Annotated in this window: 30 protein-coding genes; 24 read left to right on the top strand and 6 right to left on the bottom strand. The window is 72.8% G+C overall.

What is annotated here, in order from left to right:
• Nucleotides 1–6: 6 nt before the first annotated feature.
• The gene (locus tag J5Y09_RS13075) at nucleotides 7–414 is read right to left on the bottom strand and encodes a flagellar assembly protein FliX (RefSeq protein ID WP_209352231.1); all 408 of its coding nucleotides are present in this window, start codon (nucleotides 412–414) and stop codon (nucleotides 7–9) included.
• Nucleotides 415–638: 224 nt separating this feature from the next.
• Here J5Y09_RS13075 and J5Y09_RS13070 point away from each other — a divergent pair, with 224 nt between their 5' ends.
• The 17 genes from J5Y09_RS13070 (at nucleotide 639) to J5Y09_RS12990 (ending at nucleotide 12,800) form a co-directional block, all read left to right on the top strand.
• A complete protein-coding gene (locus tag J5Y09_RS13070) occupies nucleotides 639–1,733 on the top strand; it encodes a flagellar basal body P-ring protein FlgI (RefSeq protein WP_209352258.1) in 1,095 nt (364 codons plus the stop codon).
• Nucleotides 1,733–2,068: a rod-binding protein gene (locus J5Y09_RS13065; protein WP_245217091.1), complete on the top strand. Its 336-nt coding sequence runs from the start codon at nucleotides 1,733–1,735 to the stop codon at nucleotides 2,066–2,068. Before J5Y09_RS13070 ends, J5Y09_RS13065 begins: the two co-directional genes overlap by 1 nt.
• Nucleotides 2,065–2,463, top strand: a complete 399-nt coding sequence (locus J5Y09_RS13060; RefSeq protein WP_198376363.1) for a hypothetical protein — start codon at nucleotides 2,065–2,067, stop codon at nucleotides 2,461–2,463. The genes J5Y09_RS13065 and J5Y09_RS13060 overlap by 4 nt, the downstream gene beginning before the upstream one ends.
• 57 nt (nucleotides 2,464–2,520) lie before the next feature.
• Nucleotides 2,521–3,048, top strand: coding sequence for a hypothetical protein (locus tag J5Y09_RS13055; protein ID WP_209352230.1), 528 nt, complete (start codon nucleotides 2,521–2,523; stop codon nucleotides 3,046–3,048).
• The gene (locus J5Y09_RS13050) at nucleotides 3,045–3,560 is read left to right on the top strand and encodes a hypothetical protein (protein ID WP_209352229.1); all 516 of its coding nucleotides are present in this window, start codon (nucleotides 3,045–3,047) and stop codon (nucleotides 3,558–3,560) included. Before J5Y09_RS13055 ends, J5Y09_RS13050 begins: the two co-directional genes overlap by 4 nt.
• 66 nt (nucleotides 3,561–3,626) lie before the next feature.
• Entirely contained in the window at nucleotides 3,627–4,403 is a 777-nt protein-coding gene (locus J5Y09_RS13045; protein WP_209352228.1) for a RibD family protein, read from the top strand.
• A gap of 85 nt (nucleotides 4,404–4,488) precedes the next feature.
• The gene (locus tag J5Y09_RS13040) at nucleotides 4,489–5,472 is read left to right on the top strand and encodes a zinc-dependent alcohol dehydrogenase (protein ID WP_209352227.1); all 984 of its coding nucleotides are present in this window, start codon (nucleotides 4,489–4,491) and stop codon (nucleotides 5,470–5,472) included.
• A 32-nt stretch (nucleotides 5,473–5,504) separates the two neighbouring features.
• Entirely contained in the window at nucleotides 5,505–5,909 is a 405-nt protein-coding gene (locus J5Y09_RS13035; RefSeq protein ID WP_209352226.1) for a 6-pyruvoyl trahydropterin synthase family protein, read from the top strand.
• Complete coding sequence (locus J5Y09_RS13030; protein WP_209352225.1) at nucleotides 5,906–6,958, top strand: glycosyltransferase family 4 protein; 1,053 nt, start codon at nucleotides 5,906–5,908, stop codon at nucleotides 6,956–6,958. The genes J5Y09_RS13035 and J5Y09_RS13030 overlap by 4 nt, the downstream gene beginning before the upstream one ends.
• Entirely contained in the window at nucleotides 6,955–7,830 is an 876-nt protein-coding gene (locus J5Y09_RS13025; protein WP_209352224.1) for a class I SAM-dependent methyltransferase, read from the top strand. Before J5Y09_RS13030 ends, J5Y09_RS13025 begins: the two co-directional genes overlap by 4 nt.
• Before the next feature lie 10 nt (nucleotides 7,831–7,840).
• Nucleotides 7,841–8,326 carry a cupin domain-containing protein gene (locus J5Y09_RS13020; protein WP_209352223.1) on the top strand — a complete coding sequence of 162 codons (486 nt, stop codon included), beginning with the start codon at nucleotides 7,841–7,843 and terminating at the stop codon, nucleotides 8,324–8,326.
• 12 nt (nucleotides 8,327–8,338) lie between these two features.
• A complete protein-coding gene (gene otnK, locus J5Y09_RS13015; RefSeq protein ID WP_209352222.1) occupies nucleotides 8,339–9,598 on the top strand; it encodes a 3-oxo-tetronate kinase in 1,260 nt (419 codons plus the stop codon).
• Complete coding sequence (otnC, locus tag J5Y09_RS13010) at nucleotides 9,591–10,223, top strand: 3-oxo-tetronate 4-phosphate decarboxylase (RefSeq protein ID WP_209352221.1); 633 nt, start codon at nucleotides 9,591–9,593, stop codon at nucleotides 10,221–10,223. Before otnK ends, otnC begins: the two co-directional genes overlap by 8 nt.
• A gap of 8 nt (nucleotides 10,224–10,231) precedes the next feature.
• A complete protein-coding gene (locus J5Y09_RS13005) occupies nucleotides 10,232–10,558 on the top strand; it encodes a DUF1937 family protein (RefSeq protein ID WP_209352220.1) in 327 nt (108 codons plus the stop codon).
• Between the two features lie 58 nt (nucleotides 10,559–10,616).
• Entirely contained in the window at nucleotides 10,617–11,585 is a 969-nt protein-coding gene (locus tag J5Y09_RS13000; protein ID WP_209352219.1) for a Bug family tripartite tricarboxylate transporter substrate binding protein, read from the top strand.
• Nucleotides 11,586–11,589: 4 nt separating this feature from the next.
• Complete coding sequence (locus tag J5Y09_RS12995) at nucleotides 11,590–12,195, top strand: nitroreductase family protein (protein ID WP_209352218.1); 606 nt, start codon at nucleotides 11,590–11,592, stop codon at nucleotides 12,193–12,195.
• Nucleotides 12,192–12,800, top strand: a complete 609-nt coding sequence (locus J5Y09_RS12990) for a nuclear transport factor 2 family protein (protein WP_245217090.1) — start codon at nucleotides 12,192–12,194, stop codon at nucleotides 12,798–12,800. The genes J5Y09_RS12995 and J5Y09_RS12990 overlap by 4 nt, the downstream gene beginning before the upstream one ends.
• A 34-nt stretch (nucleotides 12,801–12,834) precedes the next feature.
• Here the strand turns inward: J5Y09_RS12990 and J5Y09_RS12985 are convergent, their stop codons facing one another.
• On the bottom strand, nucleotides 12,835–13,260 hold the full coding sequence (locus J5Y09_RS12985; RefSeq protein WP_209352217.1) for a tetratricopeptide repeat protein: 426 nt from the start codon (nucleotides 13,258–13,260) through the stop codon (nucleotides 12,835–12,837).
• Nucleotides 13,257–13,934 carry an aspartate/glutamate racemase family protein gene (locus J5Y09_RS12980; RefSeq protein WP_209352216.1) on the bottom strand — a complete coding sequence of 226 codons (678 nt, stop codon included), beginning with the start codon at nucleotides 13,932–13,934 and terminating at the stop codon, nucleotides 13,257–13,259. The genes J5Y09_RS12985 and J5Y09_RS12980 overlap by 4 nt, the downstream gene beginning before the upstream one ends.
• Nucleotides 13,935–14,068: 134 nt before the next feature.
• Here J5Y09_RS12980 and J5Y09_RS12975 point away from each other — a divergent pair, with 134 nt between their 5' ends.
• Genes J5Y09_RS12975 through J5Y09_RS12945 form a run of 7 tightly spaced genes read left to right on the top strand, consistent with a single transcriptional unit; the run spans nucleotide 14,069 to nucleotide 18,921 of the window.
• On the top strand, nucleotides 14,069–14,512 hold the full coding sequence (locus tag J5Y09_RS12975) for a DUF983 domain-containing protein (RefSeq protein ID WP_209352215.1): 444 nt from the start codon (nucleotides 14,069–14,071) through the stop codon (nucleotides 14,510–14,512).
• A complete protein-coding gene (locus J5Y09_RS12970; RefSeq protein ID WP_209352214.1) occupies nucleotides 14,505–14,975 on the top strand; it encodes a UPF0262 family protein in 471 nt (156 codons plus the stop codon). Before J5Y09_RS12975 ends, J5Y09_RS12970 begins: the two co-directional genes overlap by 8 nt.
• A 55-nt stretch (nucleotides 14,976–15,030) precedes the next feature.
• Nucleotides 15,031–15,270 carry a type II toxin-antitoxin system Phd/YefM family antitoxin gene (locus J5Y09_RS12965; RefSeq protein WP_209352213.1) on the top strand — a complete coding sequence of 80 codons (240 nt, stop codon included), beginning with the start codon at nucleotides 15,031–15,033 and terminating at the stop codon, nucleotides 15,268–15,270.
• On the top strand, nucleotides 15,267–15,659 hold the full coding sequence (locus J5Y09_RS12960; protein WP_342451474.1) for a type II toxin-antitoxin system VapC family toxin: 393 nt from the start codon (nucleotides 15,267–15,269) through the stop codon (nucleotides 15,657–15,659). The genes J5Y09_RS12965 and J5Y09_RS12960 overlap by 4 nt, the downstream gene beginning before the upstream one ends.
• Before the next feature lie 37 nt (nucleotides 15,660–15,696).
• Nucleotides 15,697–16,785: an S-methyl-5-thioribose-1-phosphate isomerase gene (gene mtnA, locus J5Y09_RS12955; protein WP_209352212.1), complete on the top strand. Its 1,089-nt coding sequence runs from the start codon at nucleotides 15,697–15,699 to the stop codon at nucleotides 16,783–16,785.
• Entirely contained in the window at nucleotides 16,785–17,483 is a 699-nt protein-coding gene (locus tag J5Y09_RS12950; protein ID WP_209352211.1) for a cysteine hydrolase family protein, read from the top strand. Before mtnA ends, J5Y09_RS12950 begins: the two co-directional genes overlap by 1 nt.
• 31 nt (nucleotides 17,484–17,514) lie before the next feature.
• On the top strand, nucleotides 17,515–18,921 hold the full coding sequence (locus J5Y09_RS12945; RefSeq protein ID WP_209352210.1) for an FAD-binding oxidoreductase: 1,407 nt from the start codon (nucleotides 17,515–17,517) through the stop codon (nucleotides 18,919–18,921).
• 106 nt (nucleotides 18,922–19,027) lie between these two features.
• Here the strand turns inward: J5Y09_RS12945 and J5Y09_RS12940 are convergent, their stop codons facing one another.
• Genes J5Y09_RS12940 through J5Y09_RS12930 form a run of 3 tightly spaced genes read right to left on the bottom strand, consistent with a single transcriptional unit; the run spans nucleotide 19,028 to nucleotide 22,197 of the window.
• Nucleotides 19,028–19,417, bottom strand: a complete 390-nt coding sequence (locus J5Y09_RS12940; protein ID WP_209352209.1) for a hypothetical protein — start codon at nucleotides 19,415–19,417, stop codon at nucleotides 19,028–19,030.
• Nucleotides 19,418–19,420: 3 nt separating this feature from the next.
• Complete coding sequence (locus J5Y09_RS12935; protein ID WP_209352208.1) at nucleotides 19,421–20,392, bottom strand: N-carbamoyl-D-amino-acid hydrolase; 972 nt, start codon at nucleotides 20,390–20,392, stop codon at nucleotides 19,421–19,423.
• A gap of 47 nt (nucleotides 20,393–20,439) precedes the next feature.
• Nucleotides 20,440–22,197: a flavin-containing monooxygenase gene (locus J5Y09_RS12930; protein ID WP_209352207.1), complete on the bottom strand. Its 1,758-nt coding sequence runs from the start codon at nucleotides 22,195–22,197 to the stop codon at nucleotides 20,440–20,442.
• Between the last annotated feature and the right edge of the window lie 31 nt (nucleotides 22,198–22,228).

Here is a 22,228-nt window from a genome sequence, read left to right as displayed (position 1 = left end):
CGCTTTTCAGTCCGGTGACAGGCCAAGCCGCGCCAGTTCCACCCTGGCGCGCAGTTGCAGCCCCGCAACGGCCGCGGCAAGCCCCGGATCGGCCGCGGCTTCGCCCACCGAGAGCGTCGCCAGCCGGCGCAGCCGCGCCGGGTCCGCCCGGCCCGAAAGCATCGCCAGCTGCAGGGCGGAGAGTTCCTCGATCAGTTCCTCCCCGCGCTTGCGCGCGCGGGCGTCACGTTCCGCCGCCGGCGCGGTCTCCTGCAATGCGAGCAGCCCGATTCCCTGCGGCGCGGAGGCAGACTGCGCGGCCGCAGCGCCCGAGGTCCCGCCCGTGCCGCCCAGCCGGAAGCCGCCGCCGGAGGACCGGACCTGCCGTCCCGCCCCCGTCGCCACCCCGCCTGTCACGCCCCGCACACCGACCATGGTCCCATCCCTTCCGTGCGACCGGCACCTCCGGCCGTCTCCCGGCAATCCCTGCCGCCCCAGGCGCCCTGTGGGCCGGGGTTCGGGCTGGCACAGGGCTTGCCCTGTCCCATCCGCCCCGGCTGCCCCCGCTTCCGGGGCACAGCAGGCAAACGCGCCACGACGCAACGCGGGCGGCGCGCAGGAGACACATCTTGATCGGCAATGCTTACGCGAGAACGAAGATGGCCGCGGCGGCGCTGCTGCTCGCCCTCGTCTTCGTCCCGGTCGCCGCGGCCCAGCAGGTCCGCATCAAGGACATCGCCGATGTCGAGGGGGTCCGCGACAACCAGCTCGTCGGCTACGGGCTGGTCGTCGGGCTCAACGGCACCGGCGACCGGCTGCGCTCAGCGGTCTTCACCCGGCAATCCCTGGTCGGCATGCTCGAGCGCCTGGGCGTCAACACCCGCGACAACGAGCGCCAGCTCGATACGCGCAACGTCGCGGCCGTGATGATCACGGCCAACCTGCCGCCCTTCGCCCGGCCGGGCAGCCGGATCGACATCTCGGTCTCGGCGCTCGGCGACGCCACGAACCTCACGGGCGGCACGCTGCTCGTCACGCCGCTGCTCGGCGCGGATGGCGAAGTCTATGCCGTCGCCCAGGGCTCGATCGCCACCGGCGCGGTCAGCGCCCGCGGCGCGGGGGCCTCCATCACCCGCGGCGTGCCGACCTCCGGCCGCATCGCCAATGGCGCGATCGTGGAACGGGAAGTTCCCTTCCAGCTCGCCAGCCGCGACCGCATCCGCCTTTCCCTGCGCAACCCGGACCTGACGACGGCCCGGCGCATCGCCGCGGCGATCAACGGTTCCATGCGCGGCGACGTCGCCCAGGCATCCGATTCGCGCACCGTGACGGTGGCGCTCGGCGGCCGCAGCCCGGTCGAGTTCCTCAGCCGCATCGAGCAGCTGCGCGTCGAGCCCGACCAGGTCGCCCGCGTCGTGATCGACGAGGCGTCCGGCACCATCGTCATGGGCGCCAATGTCCGCGTCTCCACCGTCGCGATCGCCCAGGGCAACCTGACGATCCGCGTCACCGAGACGCCGCAGGTCAGCCAGCCCAACGCCTTCGGCGGCGGCGAGACGGCCGTGGTGCCGCGCACCAGCATCGAGGTCGACGACCAGCGCGAGCGGCGCCTGGGCATCGTGCAGCAATCCGTCACGCTGCAGGACCTGGTGCGCAACCTGAACAGCCTCGGCGTCGGGCCGCGCGACATGATCACCATCCTCCAGGCGATCAAGGCCGCCGGCGCCCTCCAGGCGGAACTGGAGATCCGCTGATGGACGCCCCCGCCATGCCGCCGGTGCAGCCCCGCGGCCTGTCCGCCCCCGCCGCGACCGGCAACGATGCCGCCATGCGTCGCGCCGCCCGCGACTTCGAGGCGCAGGCCTTCGGCCTGATGCTCCAGCCCATGTTCGCCACCGTCGACCAGTCCCGCAGCCGCTTCGGCGGCGGGGCGGCCGAGGCGCAGTGGCGCCCCATGCTCGTCGATGCCTTCGCCGCCGCCGCCACGCGGTCCGGCCATGGGCTCGGCCTCGCCGATTCCGTGCTGCGCGAAATGACGCGCATGCGCGGTGCCACCCAGAACCCCAATACGGGAGATACGGGACGATGATGGACACGCTTATCCTGGCCGGGCAGCGGCTGGCCGAGGCGCTGCGCGCGGAGAACGAGGCGCTCGCCGCGCTCGACCTCTCCCGCGCCGCGACCCTGGCCAGCAGCAAGATCGCCGCATCCGACGCCTTCGCCGCCGCCTACGCGGCGCAGGCCAAGCATGGCGGCCCGCCGGCCGGCGAGGTGCGCGCCGCGGCCGAGATCCTCGCCCGGCGCATCGACGAGCTGGGACGGGAGAACAAGCGGCTGCTGGAACGCGCCGTCTCCCTCCAGTCCCGCGTCATCGAGACGATCGCGGGTGCCGCCATGCCGAAGGCCGCGCCGCCGGGCTACGCGGCGCTCGGGCGCATGACGCAGACCCGCGCCCCCGCGCTCGCCCTTTCGGCGCGCGTCTAGCCGCGACCCGGGCGGGGGTGCCTTGCCCGGCGCCCCCGCCCGGCGCAGCCTGCCGGCGTGACCGCCTTCCTCCGCCGCCACGCCAGCCTGCTCCTCATCGGGTCGATCGCCGCCGCCTCCGGCGCCGCTCTGTGGCGGCGCGACGGGGCGGGCGCGCTCGGCGCCGCGCTGTTCCATGCCTGGGAGCTGTTCCTCTTCATCGCGCCTTCGCTGGTCGCGGGGCTGGTGCTCGCGGCCGCGCTGCGGCAGCTGATGTCCCCCGGCGCGCTCGCGCGCTGGATGGGGGCGGACAGCGGCTGGTTCGGCCTCGCGGTCGCGACGCTCGCCGGCGCGCTGACGCCGGGCGGGCCGATGGCGGCCTTTCCGCTCGTGCTCGTGCTGGCCGGCGCGGGGGCGGATCGCGGCGCGCTCGTCGCCTACATCCTCTCCTGGTCGCTGAACGGCTTCCAGAAGCTGCTGGTCTACGAGATGCCGCTGCTCGGGCCGGACTTCGCCATCCTGCGCACCCTGCTGACCCTGCCCATGCCGATGCTGGCCGGCTGGATCGCGCGCCGCCTGCCCATCGCCTGGGAGGCGCCGAAATGACCGGCGGGCAGTTGCTGCTCGCCGCCCTGGCGGCCATCGCCTTCGGATTCGCCCTGCGGCGCGGGCCCGGCACGGCGCGCAAGGTCGGCGCCGATGCGGGGCAGAGCCTGCTGAAGATCCTGCCCATCTTCGCCGTCGCGCTGCCGATGGCGGCGTTCCTCGCGGAACTCATCCCGGCCGATGCGGCGGAGGGTTGGATCGGCCCCGAATCCGGCTTCTCCGGCATCCTCGTCGCCTCGCTCGCCGGCGGGCTGATGCCGGGCGGGCCCTTCGTGACCTTCCCCCTGGTGCTGGCCTTCGCCAAGGCCGGCGCGGGCGTGCCGCAGATGGCGGCGCTGATCACCGGCTGGTCGATCTTCGCCATCCACCGGATCATCACCTGGGAATACCCGGTGCTGGGATGGCGCTTCGTGGCGCTGCGCCTGGTCTCGGCCTTCCCGCTGCCGATCCTGGCCGGGCTGCTGGCCGAAGCGGCGGTGCAGATCCTGCCCATAACCCTGGGCGGGCCCTGAGGGACACTTCGGCATTCCCGAACGGTCCCTGGCGCGGCCGGCCCGCTTCGGGCATGAGGCGCGACGATGGACAGGGCCGAAACCGATACGGCATGGGCCGCGCTGCTCGCGGCGCGGGACGGCGCGTCGCCGGCCGCCGGGCCGCTCGCGCCGCTCTTCGCGCCCATCCTCGCCCCGCCCGTCGCGGCCGATGGCTGCCGCGTGGTCGGGCGCCTGGCCCAGACGCTCGACGGGCGCATCGCCACCGCCTCCGGCAGCAGCCAATGGATCGGCGGGCCGGGGGACATCCTGCACACCCACCGCCTGCGCGCGCTCTGCCACGCGGTCGTGGTCGGCGCCGGCACCGTGCGCCACGACGATCCGCGCCTGACGACGCGGGAGGTCGAAGGGCCCGATCCGGTCCGCGTCGTCATCGACACCGACCGGCGCCTGTCGACGGAATTCCGCGTCTTTCGCGAAGGCCCGCCGACGCTGCTCGCCTGCGCCGAGGACACGCCGGGGGCCGACCGCCACGGCACCGCCGAGGTGCTGCGCCTGCCGCGCGAGGCCACGGGCGGAATCGCGCCCGCCGCGCTGCTCGCGGCCCTCGCCGTGCGCGGCCTGACCCGCATCTTCGTCGAGGGCGGCGGGCTCACCGTCTCCCGCTTCCTCGCCACGGGCTGCCTCGACCACCTGCACGTCACCGTGGCCCCCGTGCTGCTCGGCTCCGGCATCCCGGCCTTCACCCTGCCGGAAGTCGCCCGCATCGCGGACGGGTTGCGCTTCGACTGGACGGTGCACCAGATCGCGCCGGACATCCTGCTCGACATCCCGCTGCATCGGGCAAGGCCAGGGCAACGGTGACTAGAAAGCATCGGGGGAGGGAACTCCCCCGAATCCCCCTCCTTCCTTGTTTCCTGGGAACCGACGGCGAAGGGCAGCACGAAGCATGACCACGGCGCGCGCGCTCTGGACCATCGCGCAAGGGCGGTGCGAGATCCGCACCGAGACCCTGCCCACGCGACAGGCCGAGCAGGCCCTCATCCGCACCCGCGCCACGGGCATCTCGCGCGGGACGGAGCGGCTGGTGCTGGCCGGACGCGTGCCGGAAAGCCAGCACGCCGCCATGCGATGCCCGCTCCAGGCCGGGGATTTCCCGTATCCGGTGAAGTACGGCTACAGCGCCGTCGGCACGGTGGAGGACGGCCCCGACCACCTCCGCCACCGCCGCGTCTTCTGCCTGCATCCGCACCAGGACCGCTTCCTCGCCCCGGCCGCCATGTGCATCCCCGTCCCGGACAACGTCCCCGACGCGCGCGCGGTCCTCGCCGCCAACATGGAAACGGCGGTCAACGTGCTGTGGGACGCGCGGCCGCTGGCCGGCGAGCGCGCCCTCGTCATCGGCGCCGGCGTGGTCGGCTTGCTCGTCGCCTCGCTGCTCGCGCGCATCCCCGGCATGGACGTCGCCATCTGCGACATCGACCCGCGCCGCCGCCCCACCGCCGAGGCGCTGGGCGCCCGCTTCACCCCGCCGGAGGATGCGCCGGACGGGCGCGACCTCGTCATCCACGCCTCCGCCGACCCGACCGGGCTGCGCCGCGCCCTCGAACTCTGCGCCTTCGAGGCCCGCATCGTCGAAGCGTCATGGTTCGGCAACCGGGAAGCGACCCTCCCGCTCGGCGAAGCGTTTCACGCGAAACGTCTTTCGATCGTCTCGACCCAGGTCGGTGCCGTATCCCCCGCCATGCGCGGGCGGCGGACGCATGGCGAACGCATGGCCCTCGCCCTGTCCCTGCTGGCCGACCCGCGGCTCGACGCGCTGGTCGGGCCCGCGACGCGGTTCGAGGACCTGCCCGCGGCCATGCCCGGCCTGCTCAACCCGCCGCCCGGGACCCTTGCGCCGCTCTGCCCGCTCGTCACCTACGCGGCGTGACGCGGCCCCCCGCGCCGGATAGAAGGACAGCCATGTACAGCCTCACCGTCGTCGACCACGTCATGATCGCCCATTCCTTCCGCGGGGCGGAATTCGGGCCCGCGCAGCGCCTGCATGGCGCGACCTTCATCGTGGAGGCGGAATTCCGCGCCCCGCAGCTCGACCACCTGAACCTGCTGGTCGACATCGCCGCGGCCAAGGTGGAGCTTCGAAAAATCCTGGACGGGTTCGACTACCGGAACCTCGATGCCGAGCCGCAATTCGCCGGCCAGAACACCACGACCGAATTCCTCTGCGCCCATATCCACAAGCTGCTCTCGGCCGCGCTCGCCGAAGGTCTGCTCGGCGATGGCGGGCGCGCCGTGACGGGGCTGAAGGTGCTGCTGCGCGAAAGCCATGTCGCCTGGGCCGCCTATGAAGGGGCGCCCGCGGCTTGAGCGCCATCCACCTCCTCGTCCCCGGCCCCTTCGACGCGATCTCCGGCGGCTACATCTACGATCGCCGGTTGGTCGAGGGGCTGCGCGCCCTCGGCGAGACGGTCGAGGTGGTGGAACTTCCCGGCAGCCATCCCGTGCCGGACGACGCCGCGACGGAAGGCGCCCGCGCCGCGCTCGCCGCCCTGCCGGCCGATGCGCGCATCGTCATCGACGGGCTCGGCCTGCCGGCCTTCCTGCCGCTGGCGCAGGACCTGTCTGCCCGCCGCGCGGTCGCGCTGATCCACCACCCGACGGCGCTCGAGCACGGCTTCGCCGAGGCGACGCGCATGGTGCTCAAATCCAAGGAGCGCGCGCTGTTCGGCGCCTGCGCCCGGCTGGTCTGCACCTCCCCCCTCACGGCGCGCCGCCTGCCCGATGAATTCGGCGCGGATGCCGCGCGGATCGGCGTGGTGGAACCCGGCACGGACCCCGCCCCGCGCGCGGCAGGCTCCGGCGGGCCCGGCTGCGCCATCCTGTCCGTCGGCACGCTGGTGCCGCGCAAGGGGCATGACGTGCTGCTGCGCGCGCTTGGCCGGCTGACCGACCTCGACTGGTCGCTCACGCTCGCCGGCGACGAACGGCGCGACCCGCCGCATGCGCATGGGCTGCGCGCGCTGGCCGATGAGCTCGGCATCGCCGGCCGCGTGACCTTCGCGGGCGAGGTGAGCGGGCCGGCGCTGGACGCGCTGTACGACGGCGCCGACCTGTTCGCGCTGGCGACGCGCTGGGAGGGCTACGGCATGGCCGCGGCCGAGGCGATGGCCCGCGGCCTGCCGCTCGCCATCACCGCCGGCGGCGCGATCGCCGAGGTGGTGGCGACGGGCTCGGCCATCGTCTCCCCGGTCGACGACCATGTCTCGTTGTCCAAGGGCATGCGCCGGCCGATCTTCGATGCCGAACTCCGCGCCGAGATGGCCGAGGCCGCCTGGCAGGGCGGCCAGCGCCTGCCGCGCTGGGCCGACCGGGCCCAGGCCTTCCTGGCGGAACTGGACAAGGCGCACGCCGCATGACCGAGGCCTTCGACGGGGATTGGCTCGACCTGCGCGAGCCCTACGACGCCGCCGCGCGCAACGCCGAACTCGCCTCGGCCCTTGCCGCCGCGCTGCCGGCCAGGCCGCGCATCCTCGACCTCGGCGCCGGCACGGGCAGCCTGCTGCGCTGGCTCGGCCATTTCTTCGGCCGCGCCCAGGCCTGGACGCTGGTCGATGCCGACCCCGCCTTGGTCGAGCGCGCCTTCGACACCATCGCCGACCGCGCCGACGGCGTGGGCTGGACGGTGACGCAGCCCAACCGCCGCACCCTGCTGGTGCACGCGCCCGGCGGCGCCTGGCGGGTGGAAGCGCTGCTCGCAGACCTGGCCGAGGCGCCGGAGAACCTGCCGCTCGACAGCGTCGACGCCGTCGTCAGCACGGCGCTGTGCGACCTCGTCTCCCGCGACTGGGTGGAGCGCATGGCCGATGCCTGCGCGCGCCATCGCCTGCCCTTCTATTCCGCGCTGAACGTCACGGGGCGGGAGCGCTTCATGCCCCCCCATCCGGCCGATGCGCTGGTGATGCGCGGCTTCCGCCGCGACCAGCGGCGGGACAAGGGGTTCGGCGGCGTGGCGCTCGGCCCCGAGGCGCCGCGCGCCATCGCGGAAGCCTTCGCTGGGCGCGGCTTCTCGGTCCATCGCGGGCCGTCGGACTGGATCGTCGACCGTCGGTCGCGCCTGTTTGCGCAGGAAATCGCCACCGGCCACGGCGCGGCCGCCTTCGCCTGGGAACGCCGCGGCGCGGCGGCGATCGAGGACTGGATCGAGGCGCGCCGCGCCCAGGCGGCCGACGGGCTTCTCTCCGTCCGCATCGGGCATCAGGATGTGCTGGCCCTGCCCCCGGCGGGGTGAGGAGGCCGCCATGCCCGACGAAAAGCCGCCCATCGCCGTCATCGCCGCCGAGGTCCCGCCGCGCGCGCGCCCGTCCGGCTACCCGCCCGACCTGGTGAACAAGATCGGAGGGCGGGAGAAGCGCGTCCTCGGCGACCTTTTCCGCCTGCGCAATTTCGGCGTGAACCTGACGCGCCTGCCGCCCGGCGCGGCCTCCGCCCTGCGCCATGCGCATGAGAAGCAGGACGAGTTCGTCTACATCCTGGAAGGCCATCCGACGCTGGTGACCGATGCGGGGGAGACGGCACTATCCCCCGGCATGTGCGCGGGCTTCCCGGCCGGCACGGGCGACGCGCACCACCTGGTCAACCGCGGCGCGGCGGATGTGGTCTATCTGGAAGTGGGCGACCGCACGCTGTTCGAGCGTGTGGAATACCCCGACGACGACCTGATGATCCGCCCCGGGCCGGACGGGAAGTCCGTCTATTTCCGCAAGGACGGCACGCCCGTCTTCTGAAGGACCGATCCCATGCCTCTGCTGCTCGGCTGCATCGCCGACGATTTCACGGGTGCGACCGACCTCGCCAACACGCTGGTCAAGGGCGGCATGTCCGCCGTGCAGGTGATCGGCGTGCCCGAAGGCCCGCTGCCGGAGGCCGATGCCGTCATCGTCGCGCTCAAGATCCGCACGGCGCCGGCGGCGGATGCGGTCGCGCAGTCCCTCGCCGCCTGCGACGCGCTGACCAAGGCGGGGGCGAAGCAGGTGTTCTGGAAATACTGCTCCACCTTCGACAGCACCGATGCGGGCAATATCGGCCCCGTGGGCGATGCGCTGCTTAAGCGGCTGGGATCGGGCTTCGCCATCGCCTGCCCCGCCTTCCCGACCAATGGGCGGACCATCTATCTCGGCCACCTGTTCGTCGGCGGCGCGCTGCTGAGCGAGAGCGGGATGGAGCACCATCCGCTGACGCCGATGACGGATGCGAACCTGGTCCGCGTGCTCTCCCGCCAGGCCGAGGGCGGCGTCGGCCTCGTCCCCTTCCCCGTGGTGGAACAGGGCGCGGCGGCGATCCGTCGGGAGATGACGCGCCTGTCCGACCAGGGGCGGCGCTGGGCGATCGTCGATGCCGTCAGCGACCCGCACCTGATGGCGATCGGCGAGGCGGTCGCGAACCATGCGCTGGTCACCGGCGGCTCGGGCGTCGCAATGGGCCTGCCCGAGAATTTCCGGCGTGCCGGCCTGCTGCCGGAACGTGGCGACGCGGCGAGCCTGCCGCCCATGCAGGGCGCGGCCGCGGTCGTCGCGGGGTCCTGCTCCCGCGCGACGCTCGGGCAGATCGGCCTCGCGCGCGACCACGTGCCGGTGCTGGAACTGGATGCGCTCGCCACCCCCGATGCCGCGGCGCTGGCGGCGCAGGCGCTGGCCTGGGTGGAAGGCAAGCTCGAGGCCGCGCGCCCCGTCGTGATCGCGGCGAGCGCCCCGCCCGACAAGGTCGCCGCCCTTCAGGCGAAGCTCGGCCGCGAGGCCGCCGGCGCGCTGGTCGAGGAAGCGGTCGCGTCCATCGCCGAAGGCCTCGTCGCGCGCGGCGTGGGCCGGCTCGTGGTCGCGGGCGGGGAGACCTCGGGCGCGGTGGTGCAGCGGCTCGGCGTCACGTCCTTGCGCATCGGGCCGGAGATCGACCCCGGCGTGCCCTGGACCTTCGCCGCGCCGCGCGGCATCCACCTCGCGCTCAAGTCGGGCAATTTCGGCGCGCGCGACTTCTTCCTGAAGGCCTTCGACCATGGATGAGGCCGCGCTCCGCGAGCAATTGGCCATGCTCGGCGCGTCGCTGTTCCAGCGCGGCTATTCGGTCGGCACGGCGGGCAACATCAGCGTGCGGCTGCCGGACGGCTACCTGATGACGCCGACCAATTCCTGCCTCGGGCGGCTCGATCCCGCGCGGATCAGCAAGCTCGGGCCGGACTGGTCGCATCTCGGCGGCGACAAGCCGTCCAAGGAAGTCTTCATGCACCGCGCGGTGCTGACGGCGCGGCCCGATGCGGGGGCGGTGGTGCATCTCCATTCCACCTACGCCACCGCCATCGGCTGCCTGGCCCGGCCGGGCGAGACGGCGCCGATCCCGCCGCTGACCCCGTATTTCGTCATGCGCGTGGGCCGCACGCTGCCGGTCATCCGCTACTACCGCCCGGGCGACGCGGCGATGGAAGCCGACATCCACGAAGCGGCGAAGGGTGCGAAGGCCGTGCTGCTCGCCAACCATGGCCCGGTCGTGTCGGGCCGGACGCTGGAGGATGCCGTGCACGCGTCGGAGGAACTCGAGGAAGCCGCGCGCCTTGCCCTGCTGCTGCGCGGCGCGGGGGCGCGGGAACTGACGCCGGCGCAGGTGGACGACCTGCTCGCCACCTTCGGCTGATGTGGATCATGGTCGCCGGGCCCTATTCCTCCGGCGGGGCCGACGCGGCGACGCGCGCGGCGCGGGCTGCGGCGCTGAACCGCGCCGCGCTCGCAGTATTCCGGCTGGGGCATGTGCCGATCCTCGGCGTGAACCTGGCGCTGCCCGTCATCGCGGCGGCGGAAGGCGACGCGTATGAGGAGGTGATGATGCCGCTCTCCCTCGCGCTGGCCGAACGCTGCGACGCGATCCTGCGCCTGCCCGGGGACAGCGAGGGCGCGGATGCCGAGGTCGCGCGCTTCGCCGCCGCCGGCAAGCCGGTGTTCCGCGCCGTGGACGACATCCCGCCCGCTTGACCGCGCCGCCCCGCCGCGCGAGACCGCGCGCGGGAGACCAACGACCGGGAAGACCGCCATGCCGAGCCGCCGCGCGCTGATCGCCGCCGCCTGCATCCCCGCGCTGCCCGCGCGCGCGCAGGGCGCCTGGGCGCCCGACGGGCCCGTGCGCTTCATCCAGGGCTTCGCGCCGGGCGGCACCACCGACATCGTCGCCCGCCTTCTCAGCCCCGCCTTCGCCGCCGCCCTTGGGCATCCTGTCGTGGTCGAGAACCGCCCCGGCGCGGGCGGCACCCTGGCGGCCGAGGCGCTGGCCCGCGCGCGGCCCGATGGCCGCACCATGATGATGCTGAACAACGCCTTCGCCGTGACGGCCGCGACCTTCCGCCGCCTGCCCTACGACCCGCTCGCGGATGTCGTGCCGGTGACGCAGGTCGCGACCATGCCGCTGGTGTTCCTCACGCCGCCCGCGGGGCCGCTCGGCAGCGTGGCCGCGCTGATCGCCGCGGCGCGGGCCAATCCGGGCGGGCTGAACCTCGGCACGGTCGGCATCGGATCGACCCAGCATTTCGTCGCCGAGGCCTTCCAGGCCATGGCGGGCGTGAAGCTGACCCATGTGCCCTATCGCGGCACGCCCGCCGCCGTGCTCGCGCTGCGGCAGGGGGAGGTGCAGCTGGTGGTCGAGACCGTCGCCGCCGTGCTCGGCCAGGTTCGCGGCGGGGAGGCACGCGCCATCGCGCTGTCCACCGCCGAACGCTTCCCCGGCCTGCCGGATGTGCCGACGATGCGGGAAGCGGGGCTCGCGGAGTTCGACCTCGCCACTTGGTTCACGATCGGGTTCCCCAGCGGCGTGCCCGCCGCGGCCGTCGCGCGCATCGAGGCCGAGACGCGCCGCGCCCTGTCCGACCCCGACCTCGCGGCGCGGATGCGGGAAATGGGTCTGACCCCCGTCGGCAGCGATTCCGCCACCGCCGCCGCCGTCATCCGCCGCGACATCGCCCGGTGGCGCGACCTCGTCGCATCCGCCGGCATTCCCCAGCAGGAGTAGCATCGTGACCGACCGCACCGCCCCCGCCGCCCATCCGATCGCGGCCCCTTTCGCCGCGCGCTGGTCCCCCCGGTCCTATGAGGACCGCGCGGTGCCCGACGCCGCGCTCGCGCAGGTGCTGGAAGCCGCGCGCTGGGCGTCGTCCTGCTTCAACGACCAGCCGTGGAACTTCATCCTCGCCCGCAAGGGGCGGGAGGAGGATGGCTACGCGAAGCTGTTTTCCTGCCTGTCGCAGAACAACCAGGGCTGGGCGGGGCGCGCGCCGGTGCTGATGCTGGGTGTCGCGCGCACCGCCTTCGCGCATAACGGCAACCCGAACCGCCACGCGGCCTACGATCTGGGCCAGGCGACCGCGAACCTCGCCGCGCAGGCGGCCACGCTCGGGCTGCAGGCGCACCAGATGGCGGGCTTCGACGCGGCCAAGGCAAGGGAGGCCTTCGCCATTCCCGAAGGATTCGATCCGCTGGTGATGCTGACGCTCGGCTATCCGGGTGCCGCGGCCGCGCTGCCGGAAGCGCTCGCCACGCGGGAAGCGGCGCCGCGCGCGCGCAAGGGCATCTCGGAGTTCACCCATCTCGGCGCCTGGGGCGCCGCGGGCAGCCCGGCATGATCGACCAGGCGCTGATCGACGACCTGGCGCTGCGCCGGCTCGTGCAGGACTGGGCGGTCTGGCGCGATGCCGGGGATTGGGCGCGCTTCGCCGGCTGCTGGCACGACGATGCGCGGATGATGGCGACCTGGTTCCAGGGGCCGGCCGCGCAGTTCATCGAGGTGTCCAAGGCCGGCTTCGCCAAGGGGGTGCGCATCCTGCACTTCCTCGGCGGCACCAGCGTGGACCTCGCCGGCGCGCGGGCCATCGTGCAGACCAAGATGACCATCTCCCAGCGCGCCGAGGTCGAGGGCGTGAAGGTCGACGTGGTCTGCACCGGCCGCTTCTACGATTTCTGCGAGAAGCGCGACGGGCGCTGGGGCGTGGTGCTGCGCCAGCCGATCTACGAGAAGGACCGGATGGACCCGGTCGACCCGGCCGCGACGCTGCGGCTCGATCCGGCGCTGCTGGCGGAATTCCCGGAAGGCTACCGGCATCTCGCCTACCTGCAGTCGCGCATCGGCTACAAGGTGAAGCGCGACATGCCGGGGCTGGCGGGGCCGGAGGTCGAGGCGCTCTATGCCTCGGGGGCGAAGTGGCTGAAGGGCGAGGCGCTGGACCGGTAGCGGGCGCTGACCAGTGTCGCGTGGCGGCGCGCGTTCAGCGCCGCTGCGCGATCTCCCGCGCGAGGTCCTCGCGCGCGACGCAGCCCTGCGGGCACAGCGCCTCCAGCCGGCGGAGATTCGCCTCCGCCATCCCCCGCCGCCCGGTCTCGAGATACAGCACGCCCTGGTAGGCGATGGCGGGCAGGTGCGCGGCGTCGCGCGACAGCGCCTCGGCGTAGCGCGCCTCGGCTTCCGCCAGCCGCCCGGTGCGGCGCAGCGCCAGCGCGAGGTAGGTGAGCAGGTCCGGGTCGCCCGGCAGGCGGCCCAGCACGGATTCCAGCATCGGCACCGACAGGTCGTAGCGGCCGGACTCCGTCAGGCGGATCGCTTCCCGCGCCTCCGGGTCCCCGGGCGGGTCGGCGGGGGGCACGGCCTGTGCCGCGCCGGCCAGCAACAGCAGCGCGGCAAGCGCGCGCCTCATTCCGCGGCGAGCCGCATCCGCCCGCCACGCGCGGCGACGACGGCGAGGATCGCCTGCGTCACCGCCGCCTGGCAGGGCTCGATGACCGGCACGCCGCAGGCGTCTTCCGCGAAATCCCGATGCCCGGCCATGCCGGCGCAGCCCAGGATGACGCTCTCCGCGCCCATCGCGACCAGTTCCTTCGCGGCTTCCGCCAGCCGCGCGCGGGGGGCGACCGGGTCGGTCAGCACCTCCATGTCGAGGTTGAGCGGGATGACGCCGGCGAGCCGGTCCTCCACGCCCATCGATTGCAGCGCGCGGCGCTGGCGCGGCTTCGACTTGTCGGTGAAGGCGATGATGCCGAAGCGTTCCCCGCGCATCATGGCCGCGGCGACGGCGCAGCGCAGCGGGCCGAAGACCGGCGCCGTGGTGGCCGTGCGCACGGCCTCGAGCCCCGGGTCGGAGACGCAGGCGAGGATGTAGGCGTCGGCCTTCTCGCGCTCCACCATCCGGCACAGCGGTTCGGCCACGCCGTACCAGTCGCGCCACGTCACGATCGCGGGCGGGCCTTCCACCAGCCGCGTCACGTCGAGGCGCGGCAGTCCCGGCGCGGCGAAGGGCGCGATCGCGGTCGCGATCCCCTCGGTGCAGGAGACGGAGGAGTTCGGGTTGATCAGGAGGATGCGTTCGGCCATGACGCATCCTCGCGCCGGCGCGCCTGCCGGTTCAAGCCCGGTCGTGCGAAGTTTCCTTGAAGCGGCGGCCGGAAGCGTGTCTTATGCTGCGCCGCACAATGGACGCCGCAGAGTGTCCAGCGAAAGGAACGCCGATGCCCTGGCACACCGAGCAGACGGCCGCCGCCGAGGTCGCCGCCCGCCCCCCGATCCTGACCGGGCTGCGGCGCGGCGCCATGGGCCGCTGCCCCTGCTGCGGCGAAGGCCGGCTGTTCCGCGGCTATCTGCGCGTGGTCGATGACTGCGAGGCCTGCGGCACGCCGCTCGGCCACATACGCGCCGACGACGCGCCACCCTACTTCACCATCTTCATCGCGGGCCACATCCTGCTGCCCGGCGTCTTCTGGATCGAGAAGGCCTACCAGCCGGCCATGTGGATCCACATGGCGGTGTGGCTGCCGCTCTTCGCCATCGCCTGCCTGCTGCTGCTGCGCCCGGTGAAGGGCGCGACGCTCGCCTGGATGCTGCGCATCGGGCTGACGGGGAACGAGAACGGCCCCGCCATCGCCCCGCCACGCCGAGGCGCGGGCGATGCCTGAGCAGCGCCTCGTCCGCCTCGAACTGCCGGAGGAGCCGCCGGCCCCTTCCGCCTTCGCCGAGGCCGACCGGCGCCAGGCGATCGCCGACCTGCTGGCCGGCAACCGCTTCGATCCGCCGAACCTGCCGCCCGGGCCCTATGCGCTGGCGGTCTCGGTGCGCGAAGGGCGACTGGTGCTCGACATCCGCGATGTGGACAATCGGCCGCTGCATGTCCTCGCGCTGGCGCTCGGCCCGTTCCGTCGGCTGATCAAGGACTACCACATGGTGGTCGAGGCGCATGAGCAGGCGGTCGCCGAAAGCGGCCCGGAAAGCCGCGTCCAGGCGATCGACATGGGCCGGCGCGGCCTGCACAACGAGGGCGCGGAACTGCTCCAGCAGCGCCTGAAAGGCCGCGTGGACGTGGATTTCGAGACGGCGCGGCGGCTGTTCACCCTGGTCTGCGCGCTGCACCAGCGGATCTGAGGGCCGGGGCGCCAGCGGACTGGACCAAGCGGACTTGGTCCACTAAATTCGGCCCATGTCCACGCTCAACATCCACGAGGCCAAGACGCACCTCTCCCGCCTCGTCGATCGTGCGGCGGCCGGGGAGACGGTGGTGATCGCCAAGGCCGGCAAGCCGATGGCGAAGCTCGTGCCGCTCTCGGCCACCGACGCGCCCGCGCCGCGCATCGGCTTCCTCGCCGGCGCCTTCAGCGTGCCGGAGGATTTCGACACCATGGGCGGGGCCGAGATCGCGCGGCAGTTCGACGGCGCGTGAGCCTGCTGCTCCTCGACACGCATCTGCTGCTCTGGGCCGCGCTGGACGATGCGCGCCTGACGCCCGCCGCCCGGGCGCTGATCGCGGACCCTTCGAACGACCTCGCCTTCAGCGCGGCCTCGATCTGGGAAGTGGTGCTGAAGACGGGGCTGGGGCGTGCCGACTTCACGCTCGATGCGCGGCTGCTGCGCGGCGGGCTGCTGGCCGCCGGCTACCGGGAGGTGCCGGTCACGGCCGAGCACGCGATCGGCCTCAGCCGCCTGCCGCCGCTGCATCGCGATCCCTTCGACCGGATCCTGCTGGCCCAGGCCGAGGCGGAAGGCGCCACGCTGCTCACCGCCGACCGCACGCTGGCGCAGTATCCCGGCCCGATCCGGCTGGTCGCCTGACGCCCCATTCGCTATCCCCCGCGGGACGGAGGCGCGCATGAGGATCGACGGCACATGGCACCGCAGCGTGCGGGTGGACGAGGCGGATGGCTGGTCCGTCCGCATCCTCGACCAGACGCGCCTGCCCTGGGAGGTGACCTGGCTGCGCCTGGCCGATGAGGACCAGGTCGCGCACGCCATCCGGTCCATGCAGACGCGCGGCGCGCCGCTGATCGGCGCCACGGCGGCCTATGGCGTGGCGCTCGCCATGCGGCGCGACCCGGCGGTGCTCGAGACGGTCTGCGCCATGCTCGCGGAAACGCGCCCGACCGCGATCAACCTGCGCTGGGCGATCGGGCGGATGCTGGCGGCCCTGCGCAACATCCCGCCCGGGCAGCGCGCCGCCGCCGCCTATGCCGAGGCCGCCGCCATCGCCGACGACGACGCCGCGACCTGCGAGGCGATCGGCCGGAACGGCCTGCCGCTGATCGAGGAGATCGCGGCGCGCAAACCCGGCCAGCGCGTGAACCTTCTCACGCATTGCAATGCCGGCTGGCTCGCCACGGTCGACTGGGGCACGGCGCTCGCGCCGATCTACATGGCGCATGACGCCGGCATCCCGGTCCATGTCTGGGTGGACGAGACGCGGCCGCGCAACCAGGGCGCCGCACTCACCGCCTTCGAGCTCGGCGCGCATGGCGTGCCGCACACCGTCGTCGCCGACAATGCCGGCGGGCACCTGATGCAGCATGGCGAGGTCGACCTGGTCATCGTCGGCACGGACCGGGTGACGCGCACCGGCGATGTGGCGAACAAGATCGGCACCTACCTCAAGGCGCTCGCCGCGCGGGACAATGGCGTGCCCTTCTGGGTCGCGCTGCCGCATTCGACGCTCGACATGCGGGTGCGCGACGGGGTGCGGGAGATCCCGATCGAGGAACGCGGCGCGGCGGAGGTCACCGACCTGACCGGCCGCACCGCGGATGGGCGGATCGAGACCATCCGCGTCGTCGCCGCCGGCAGCCCCGCCGCCAACCCGGCCTTCGACGTGACGCCGGCCCGGCTCGTCACCGGCCTGATCACCGAGCGCGGGCGGATCCCGGCCACCGAGGCCGCGATCGCGGCGATGTATCCGGAGAAGGCGTGATGGCCGGCTGGAAGACCGCCTGGCGATCCTTCTACTACGCCGGCGCGCCGGAGGCCGCGGACCCCGTGCTGGCGAAGGGCAAGGTCGCGCTGCTCGTCATCGACGTGCAGAACACCTACCTCGCCCGCGCCGCGGACCGCGCCAGCCTGCCGCCGCTGGAACAGGCGCGCGAGGCCGCCTGGGACGGCTTTCATGACCGGATGCACGGCACGGTCATCCCCACCATCGCGCGCCTGATCGGGCGCTTCCGCGCCGACGGCAACCCGGTGCTGTTCGCCCGCATCGCCTGCCTGACGCCGGACGGGCGCGACCGCTCGCTCAGCCAGAAGAAGCCGGGCTGGAACAACCTGTTCCTGCCGCATGACTCCGACGCGTCGCAGATCGCCCCGGCGCTGGCCCCGCGGCATGGCGAGGTCGTGGTGACCAAGACCACGGATTCCGCGCTGACCGGGACCAACCTGCGCCTGATCCTGGCGAACATGGGCATCACCCATGTGGCCTGCACGGGCATCTTCACGGACCAGTGCGTCTCCTCCACCGTCCGGTCGCTCGCCGATGAATCCTTCGACGTGATCCTGGTGGAGGATGGCTGCGCGGCCGGGACGATGGAACTGCACCTGCGTGAGATCGAGATCCTCAACCGCATCTATTGCGAGGTGATGCGGGCGGACGACCTGGTCCGCTACCTGCCCGCTTGACCGGCCGGGCGGCGGGCGCAGGATCGGGCCCATGGAAACGCTCGCGACCCTCGCCGCAACGCTCGGCCCCCGCAACTGCCTGACGGCGCCGGACGATGTCGCCCCCTACGCCGTGGACTGGCGCGGCGTCGGCGGCGCCACGCCGCGCGCCGTCCTTCGCCCCGGCAGCGTGGAGGAGGTGCAGGCGGCGGTGCGCGCCTGCGCGGCGGATGGCCTCGCCATCGTCCCCGCCGGAGGGCGGACGGGGCTCGCGGGCGGGGCGGTGCTGCCGCCGAACGGGCCGGCCTCGGTGGTGCTGAGCCTCGAGCGGCTGAACCGCATCCGCGACGTGGATGCGCGGGATTTTTCGCTGGTCGCGGAAGCGGGCTGCATCATCCAGCATGTGCAGGAGGCGGCGGCGAAGGTCGGGCGGCTGTTCCCGCTTTCCTGGGGCGCGCAGGGCTCGGCCATGGTGGGCGGGGCGCTGTCCACCAATGCCGGCGGCATCCGCACTCTGCGCTGGGGCAATGCGCGCGACCTGGTCATGGGGCTGGAGGTGGTGCTGCCGGACGGGCGCGTGCTGAACGACCTGCGCCGCGTGCGGAAGGACAATTCGGGCTATGCGTTGCGTCACCTGTTCCTGGGCGGGGAAGGCACGCTCGGCGTGATCACCGCGGCCGCGCTGCGGCTGGTCCCCGCGCTCAAGCGCGTCGAGACCGCCTTCGTCGCGGTGCCCTCGCCGGATGCGGCGCTCGCGCTGTTCTCGCGGATGATGGAGAGCGGGGCGGAGGTGATCGCCTTCGAGCTGCTGATCGGCCGCTGCATGGACATCGTGGCGAAGAACGGCATCGGGGTGCGCGTGCCGCTGCCGCTCGGCAGCCCCTGGTACGTGATGGTGGAACTCGCCGCCGCCCACCCCGCCGTGCCGTTGCGGGAGATGCTGGAGGAAACCCTCGGCGCCGCGGCCGAGGCCGGGGAGGTGCTGGACGCCGCCATCGCCGAGAACGAGGCGCAGCGCGCCAACATCTGGCGCATCCGGGAGGATTGGCCCGACTGCGCCCGGCGCGAATGCCCATCGGTCAACACCGACACCTCCGTGCCCGTTTCCGCCGTGCCGGAATTCTGCGCGCGGGTGGAAAAGGCGCTCGCGGAACGCTGGCCGGAAGGGCGGCTGTTCGCGCTGGGCCATGCGGGGGACGGCAACATCCATGTCAGCCTGGGCGCGCCGCCGGGGATGGACCGGGAGGCCTGGTACGCCCGGGCGCGGGAGGCCGAGCCGATGGTCAACGCCATCGCGGTCGAACTGGGCGGGTCCTTTTCCGCCGAGCACGGCATCGGGCAGATGAAGCGCCACGCCATGGCCACCCACAAGGACCGCGTGGCGCTCGACCTGATGCGCGCGGTCAAGCGCGCGATCGACCCGGAGGGACTTATGAATCCGGGGAAGATGCTGCCCTGAGGGCTGGACCCGCTTCACCGCGTCCGAGCGCGCGGAAACGGGTCCAGCTGTTGGTTTGAACGCGTTTTCCGAATCGCCGAGCGATTCCGCTCGGCTTGAAAACGCTTCAGCGCCGCGCGCCCTCGTTCAGGTGCAGCGGCGCGCGCGGACGGCGCTGCGCGTCCAGCGCCACCTCCCACATCCGCCCGCCCTCCCCGGTCGACAGCCGCAGCACCTCGCCTGCGACCGCCGCGCCGGTGAATTCGGGATAGGCATAGGATTCGGCGGCCAGCCTTTCCCGCCCATCCGTGCCTACGACATGCACGCGCCAGATGAAGCCGACGGTCGCGCCGCAGCTTCGCTGCGCGATCCGCCAGGCGCCGTCGGTCGCGCGCGCCGTGTCCGTCGAAGCGCAGCCGGCGCCGCCGATCAGGTACAGCGCGGCGGCGCCGAGGCCCGCGAGGAGAAGCAGGGCGACCGCCGCGCCGGCCAGCAGCAGCCGGGCGCCGCGATGCATCCGCTATTCGGCCGCGCGGGCGGGGGCCCAGGCCGGCGGCTTCTCGCTGCCCACCTGCGCGGTGATGCGGCCATAGGCTTCCGGCCGGCGGTGCTTCGCGAAGTTGAAGATCGTGCTGCGGCCCAACTCGCACATGCCAAGGTCGGCATCGGCCACGATCAGCTCATCCCCCCAGGAGGTCGCCTGGGCCATGATCTCCCCCTGCGGGTTGACGATGATGGAATGGCCGAACAGCTCGTGCCCGTCCTCCGTGCCCGCCTTCGCGGTCGCCACTGCAAAGCAGGCATTCTGGTAGCAGCCCGCCTGGATCGTCAGGTGGGAGTGGAAGACGCGCAGGTGGTGCGCCTCGAAGCCGCGATTGTCCATGTTCAGGCTGGGCGTGTTGTAGCCGAGCATCACCAGCTCGACCTGCTGCAGCCCCATCACGCGCCAGGATTCCGGCCAGCGACGGTCGTTGCAGATCATCATGCCGACATTGACCTCGTGCCCCGCGACGGGCGCGCGGACCACGGGGAAGCCGAGGTCGCCGACCTCGAAATACCGCTTCTCGAGGTGCTGCACCTTCCGGATCGGGTCGTAGTCCTTGTGCCCGGGCAGGTGGACCTTGCGGTACTTCAGCATCGTCTCGCCATTCGGGTTGACGAAGATCGCGGTGTTGAAGCGATGCCCGTCCGGCGTCTTCTCCGCATAGCCGAGGTGGAAGGCGATGCCGAACTTCCGCGCCGCCTCGAACAGCGGTGCCGTCGCGTTCGACGGCATGGCGCTTTCGTACCAGTGGTCCGCGTTGGCGATCTCTTCCTCATACCAGCGGGGGAAGAAGGTGGTCAGCGCGAGTTCGGGAAACACCACGACCTGCGCGCCCATGCGGTGCGCCTTTTCCATCAGGCGGACCATGCGGCCGACGGCAACGTCGCGGCCCTCATCCTTCTGGATGGGGCCGAGCTGGGCGGCGGCGAGGACGAGGCTGCGGGTCATGGCGGGGTCTCCGGCGGAATCCGCCCAAAGCCTAGCCCGCCATCCCCTCAGCCGACGAGGCCGAGCTCCCGCGCCTTGATCTGCAGGGCGAGCACCTTCGAGAAGATGCGGCACTGCGCCAGCCCGCCGGCATGGAACCACAGCCCGGGCTGCCCGGTCGGGCGCCACATGCCGTGCAGTTCCCCTTCCGCGTCGAAGCCCCACACGCGGCCGACGCGATCGGCCACCGCATCGCCCAGGATGCGCCGCGCCGCCGCCAACTGGCCCTCATAGCCGGTGGCCAGCACGATCAGGTCGGCCGGCTTCACGCTGCCATCCTTCATGATGGCGCCCTCGGGCCCGAAGCGGTCGATGTCGTCGAACTGCATCAGCCCGACGCGGCCCTCGACGATCATCTGCGAACAGCCGGCGTCGAAGTAGTAACCGCCGCCCCGGGACTGGTACATGATCTGCCAGCCCGTCCCGTCCTCCCCCGAGCTCAGCCGGAAGCCGCGCGCCTTCAGCCCCTCCAGCATCGCGCGGTCGGCATGCTCGTTCATCTTCGTCATGCGCTGATGCGCCTGGCGATAGACCGGGAAGGGGAAGGACACGGCGAGCAGGTCCTTGTCCTCGAAGGGCACCGGCTCGTCGTACAGCGCGTAGGGCGCCTGCGCTTCCTTGAGGCTGACCACCAGCGTCGGCCGGCGCTGGATGAGCGTCACCTCGGCGGCGCCCGAGACGGCCAGGTCCTGCGCCACGTCATGCCCGGACGTGCCGGTGCCGAGCACCAGCGCCCGCTTGCCCGCCCAGTCGAGCCCGCTGCCATAGCCGCCCGAATGGCGCACCGCGCCGCGGAACTCCTTCAGCCCCGGCAGGTCCGGCATGATGGGGATGGAACTGACGCCATTGGCCATGACGATATGGCGCGGGCGCATCCGGCGCTCGGTGCCGTCGGCGCGCTTCAGCGTCACCTCCCAGCAGCCCGCGGCCTCGTCCCAGGCCCCGCCGGTCAGTTCCGTGCCGGTCCAGACGTTCAGCTCCATCGCCTCGGCGTAGAGCTCGAACCAGTTCGCCAGCATGTCCTTCGGGATGAAGACCGGGAAGGATTTCGGGAAGGGCATGTAGGGCAGGTGGTTGACGCGCGTCTCGTTGTGCAGCGTCAGCGCGTGGTAGCGGTGGCGCCAGGAATCACCGATGCGCGCCACCCGGTCCACCACCAACGTGTCGACGCCGAGCAAGCCGAGCCGCGCGGCGATGGTCAGCCCCGCCTGCGCCGCGCCGACCACCAGCACCGCGGGGTCGCGATCGGCGAAGGCCGCATCCTTCTTCCGCCGGTCGAGCCAGTTCTCCCCGCCGAAATTCCGCTTCCAGTCGACATCCTGCCAGCGCGCGCCATTGGCCGGGTCCTCATGGCCGCGGATCTCGTCCAGCGCGGTCATCAGCGTCCAGGCGCGCGGCGCGCCGCCCTCGTTCACCAGGCGGACCACCCCGTTGCAGGGGCCGGTCGCGGTCTCGAAGGTGAAGATGGCCTCGATCGCCTCGATGCCCGCGCGCGTGACGCGGCGCGGCGGCGTGCGGCCGGCGGCGAGCGCGATGCCTCGCGGCGCCGTCGCGCCACGCCGGGCGACGAGCCGTGCGGCGATCGCCGCCGCGCCCGAGAGCGTGTGCAGGTCCCATTCGAAGGCGAGCAGGTCGCGCCAATGGCATTCGGCGGCGAAGAGCCCGGCGATGCGCCCCGCATCCCCGCTGTCGAGTGCGCCGGCGAAATCCGCGAGCCAGTCGCGCGCCGCCGTCTCGGCCGAGCTTCCCGTCAGGATGCCGTCCATGGCCCGTATCCCCTCCTGCCTTGTTGCGCGG

Source organism: Roseomonas nitratireducens (genome assembly GCF_017813355.1).
Lineage (GTDB): Bacteria > Pseudomonadota > Alphaproteobacteria > Acetobacterales > Acetobacteraceae > Neoroseomonas > Neoroseomonas nitratireducens.
Note: the sequence above shows the minus strand (reverse complement) of the source record. Positions and strands in the feature narration are given on the sequence as shown.